Below are 3,562 nucleotides of genomic sequence, written 5' to 3'. Positions count from 1 at the left end.
AAAGATGCAGCCGCTAGGGATTTATGTTCCTCAGTATATTCGCCATAAGTTATCTCGCGTTGGCGTAGATGCTGACAAAATTTTTACCGAAGATGCCCTTAGCGCGATTCGCGGCAAGTGTATGGGCCGCATTCGCCACGGGATTGCATTGGATGATACCGAGCTAGACCGCTCTTACCCACTCAATGTAAACACTTGGCTTGCTAAAGCCATGAATGCCGCCGCTCAAATTGGTGAGCAGCAGATCACAGAATCATTAGTTTTAAAGGTATAGCCATGAGTCAACAGGTAGAAATTACACTCACTGGCGTCGCGAACGTCAAGATCACAAAGCAAGTTACGCTACCAAAAGTGGAAGCGGATACACTATTGGCCAACCGTGGAAAAATGCAAGAAATGCTGACACACCACAATTCGGTTGAGGTTAAAGATTGGGGCCACGTATTTGGACAAAAGCTGCGTGAATTTGTGATCACAACACCCGAGCCTGGCTACACATGCGCAAACCATCATTGTGGTTGGGTAGGCAATGAAAGTGACAAAGCCGCTGTGTATGTAGGCGACCAGCTATCGAGCGCATGCCCTAAATGCCATTCGGTAAAGTTTTATAAAGTTCAGCAGGTGGTGCCTCGTGGATAAGCGCATTTTAGACAAGATCAAAAAGTGTTTAGCGTTGGCTAAGTCTGCAACTAACGAAAATGAAGCCGCAGCAGCTATGCGCTCAGCGCAAGCGCTAATGGAGAAACACCGCATTAGTGCTGAAGATGTGGGCTTTTCTGATATAGACGAGCGCCGAACAACGTGTGGCGCTAATCGGTTAGTTAAGTATCAAGCCATGTTTATTAACCTGATTGAACGTGCATTTGGTGTGGATGCATTTGTAAACCAAAACTTTTGCGCAAGTAGTGATATTCACTTTATTGGTATCGCCCCGCAGCCTGAGCTGGCTAGCTACTGCTGGGATGTTATGTGGGCAAAGCTAAAAGCGGATCGGACAGCTTATGTTAAGCAGCAATCAAACCGCTGCAAACGCAGTACCAAAATAGCCAGAGGTGATCGATTTGCTGAAGGTTGGGTAATCGCTGTTCACCAGCAAATTACCCAGTTTGCCCGTACAGACAATGAGAACCAACTCATTGAAGCATATAAGGTACGTCAATACCCAGACTTAGCACGAAGCAGCGGCGCAACACGTGGCAAAAAAGCTAACGTCGGCAATGCGATAAGCGACGGGTTTAGGGCAGGAAAAGAGCACTCTATACACCGCCCAGTAAGTGGCGAATCTCAACGTAAACTAACGCAGTAAGGTGAAGAAGTGATGGAACAAGAATTTTATATAAATAGAAGTGGTTACAAGGTCCCAGCAGATAAAGTGAGCGACAACGATAAGGCGCAAAATGCGTTGGTGTTAGAACTGGTGCAGCGCGCAAAGCAACTGAACGCAGAACATGAACACTTTAAACGTGGTGTGTATTCGCAAGTAAACGACTTTATTGCGGAGATGGCTCATAACTACAACGTTGAGATTGGCGGAGCCAAAGGCAATATCACGCTAACCTCGTATGATGGCAAAAGCCGTGTAAAGGTTGGTGTTGCTGACGACATTAGCTTTGGCCCTGAAATCCTGATAGCAAAAGAGCTGTTTTTAGGTGTGGTAAATGGGTTACTGGAAAAGCTAGACGATGAAGCACAGCTAATTAAAGACATTGTAATGAACGCGTTTGAAACCGACAAAGAGGGCCAATACAGCAAAGCTAAGATCATGGAGCTGCGCAGTAAATACCGTTACAGCCACAAGTCGGACGATTGGGCCGCTGGTATGGAGGCAATAGATGATGCGTTTATTTTTGGCTCAACAAAAACGTACGTGCGATTTTACGAGCGTAACGAGCTAGGCGCATGGATTCAAATCCCATTGGTTAGTAAATCTCTATAAAGGTGGCGTTATGTATTTATCAAAATCAAAACTGATTCAATTAATACATGTAGGCAAAACGAGTTTAGGCTGGGACGAAGATTTGTATCGTCAAAATTTAGTCAAACTGACTAAAAAAGAAAGCTGCAAAGGTATGAATTTAGGTGAGCTTAAAAGGGTCTTGGATCATATGAAGGACAAGGGCTTTAAAGTCGAGGCTAAAAAGAGTGGCAAAGGCCGCAACTCGCCTATGACTCGTGATATTGCACCCGAAGACAAAACCCCGCTGGATAAACTGCGCCAGGTTTGGATCGCGATGAGCCATCGCGGCTATTTACGCGATGGCTCAGAGGCTGCGCTGCTCAATTGGAGTAAATCACAAGCTAAGCGTATGAACAGTAACGTAGCTATTGAGTGTTTGGAGTGGCTACGCGCACCTATGGTTCACGCACTGATTGAGCAGTTAAAAAGCTGGTATGCGCGTCTGATGGCAAAAGACATGAGCGAACTAGCTCCTGATCTAAAAAAGCTGCCACTGAACGATGAGGAAAAGTTCGAGGCGGGGCGCTTTGTGTATAAATATAGCAACTTTTCAAATTGTAATGTTGAGCAGCTTGAGAGCGCTCTTAACTTCACAGGTCAGATGTTAGGTAAATATAGCGAGGTGCCTAGTGTCTAATTTAGATCATGTGGAATTGGGCAAAGCGTCTGAACGTGCTGAAGGTATGCTATTTACCATTTTAGAGCTAGTGGCCGAAGGAACTAAAAAAGCACTCGGCGAAGACGAAGCAGCTAAACTCGGACTAGATGTAGTGGACACCGTACGTACAACATTTGGTGGTGAATATGTTTATGTATGTAAAGGCCGTAAGTTAGATGCAATGCTTAAGAGCAATCAGATATGGGCGGAGTTTAGAGGCAATAATCATCGAGAGCTGGCCAAAAAATTTGGCTGTTCGGTTCAATGGGTTTATACGGTGATCAGAACTAAAAACCTGATCTTGTATGGAGACATTCAAGGTGATCTTTTTGCCAGTATCGAAGAGCCTGGAATTCGAGGGGCAAAATAATGCAAAGAGATAAAGATGAAATCACAGTAAACAAATGGCTCTTACTGCTGGCACTTTTTACTACTTTACTAATTGGTTTTGAGCTTGGAAAAAGGCTATATATAGAAGAGCAATTGAGAGAACCACAGCAAGCAGCACGAATAGGCCGAAATGGTGGCCCGTCAATTCCGCCAATGGAACCCGAAGCACCACCTTTATATAAAGTGATTTGGGAGCTAATGAGTGAGGAAGAAAATGAAGAGTAATATAGCAGAACAATTAGCCCCACATTATATAGCAGCGTTTTTATCAAAGTGTGGCTGTGAGACATTTGCAGAAGTTGCGGAGGCAATGCAGGTGATGATCGATACAAGTAAAGAAACGCAAACTGCGTATGCACAGAATGGTGAGGCTCAAAAAGCGGTAACTGTTCAGTCTATCAATTAGCAAAACAAAAAAGCGGCGCAAATTTTTGAGCGCCGCTGATTTTCACAATATCAAACTCATTTTAAAATAGGCTCTCACTCAATCCCGAACTCTCCCACATATTCCCGTAGTTTTCGCACAATTAGCTATAGAGTTTTTGTACATTGGATCA

General features: G+C 44.4%; 8 protein-coding genes. All 8 read left to right on the top strand.

What is annotated here, in order from left to right; translation table 11 throughout:
* Positions 1-274: hypothetical protein (locus L1271_RS24505; protein ID WP_235369039.1), on the top strand; the 274-nt coding region annotated here is incomplete at its 5' end.
* A 2-nt stretch (positions 275-276) separates the two neighbouring features.
* A complete protein-coding gene (locus L1271_RS24500; RefSeq protein ID WP_235369038.1) occupies positions 277-639 on the top strand; it encodes a hypothetical protein in 363 nt (120 codons plus the stop codon).
* Positions 632-1,306, top strand: coding sequence for a DUF7168 domain-containing protein (locus L1271_RS24495; protein ID WP_235369037.1), 675 nt, complete (start codon positions 632-634; stop codon positions 1,304-1,306). The genes L1271_RS24500 and L1271_RS24495 overlap by 8 nt, the downstream gene beginning before the upstream one ends.
* Before the next feature lie 12 nt (positions 1,307-1,318).
* Entirely contained in the window at positions 1,319-1,936 is a 618-nt protein-coding gene (locus L1271_RS24490; RefSeq protein ID WP_235369036.1) for a DUF3164 family protein, read from the top strand.
* Positions 1,937-1,946: 10 nt separating this feature from the next.
* A complete protein-coding gene (locus L1271_RS24485; protein ID WP_235369035.1) occupies positions 1,947-2,594 on the top strand; it encodes a gp16 family protein in 648 nt (215 codons plus the stop codon).
* Positions 2,587-2,985 carry a Mor transcription activator family protein gene (locus tag L1271_RS24480; protein ID WP_235369034.1) on the top strand — a complete coding sequence of 133 codons (399 nt, stop codon included), beginning with the start codon at positions 2,587-2,589 and terminating at the stop codon, positions 2,983-2,985. The genes L1271_RS24485 and L1271_RS24480 overlap by 8 nt, the downstream gene beginning before the upstream one ends.
* Positions 2,985-3,230: a hypothetical protein gene (locus L1271_RS24475; protein ID WP_235369033.1), complete on the top strand. Its 246-nt coding sequence runs from the start codon at positions 2,985-2,987 to the stop codon at positions 3,228-3,230. The genes L1271_RS24480 and L1271_RS24475 overlap by 1 nt, the downstream gene beginning before the upstream one ends.
* Positions 3,220-3,411: a hypothetical protein gene (locus tag L1271_RS24470; protein WP_235369032.1), complete on the top strand. Its 192-nt coding sequence runs from the start codon at positions 3,220-3,222 to the stop codon at positions 3,409-3,411. Before L1271_RS24475 ends, L1271_RS24470 begins: the two co-directional genes overlap by 11 nt.
* The last annotated feature ends 151 nt before the right edge of the window (positions 3,412-3,562 follow it).

Origin of the sequence: Pseudoalteromonas sp. OF5H-5 (assembly GCF_021530695.1) — a bacterium.
Classification (GTDB): domain Bacteria; phylum Pseudomonadota; class Gammaproteobacteria; order Enterobacterales; family Alteromonadaceae; genus Pseudoalteromonas.
Note: the sequence above shows the minus strand (reverse complement) of the source record. Positions and strands in the feature narration are given on the sequence as shown.

Coding starts and splice junctions, on each gene's coding strand:
- L1271_RS24470 (WP_235369032.1), top strand. CDS start 3,220: ATGAAGAGTAATATAGCAGAACAATTAGCCCCACATTATATAGCAGCG.
- L1271_RS24500 (WP_235369038.1), top strand. CDS start 277: ATGAGTCAACAGGTAGAAATTACACTCACTGGCGTCGCGAACGTCAAG.
- L1271_RS24485 (WP_235369035.1), top strand. CDS start 1,947: ATGTATTTATCAAAATCAAAACTGATTCAATTAATACATGTAGGCAAA.
- L1271_RS24475 (WP_235369033.1), top strand. CDS start 2,985: ATGCAAAGAGATAAAGATGAAATCACAGTAAACAAATGGCTCTTACTG.
- L1271_RS24490 (WP_235369036.1), top strand. CDS start 1,319: ATGGAACAAGAATTTTATATAAATAGAAGTGGTTACAAGGTCCCAGCA.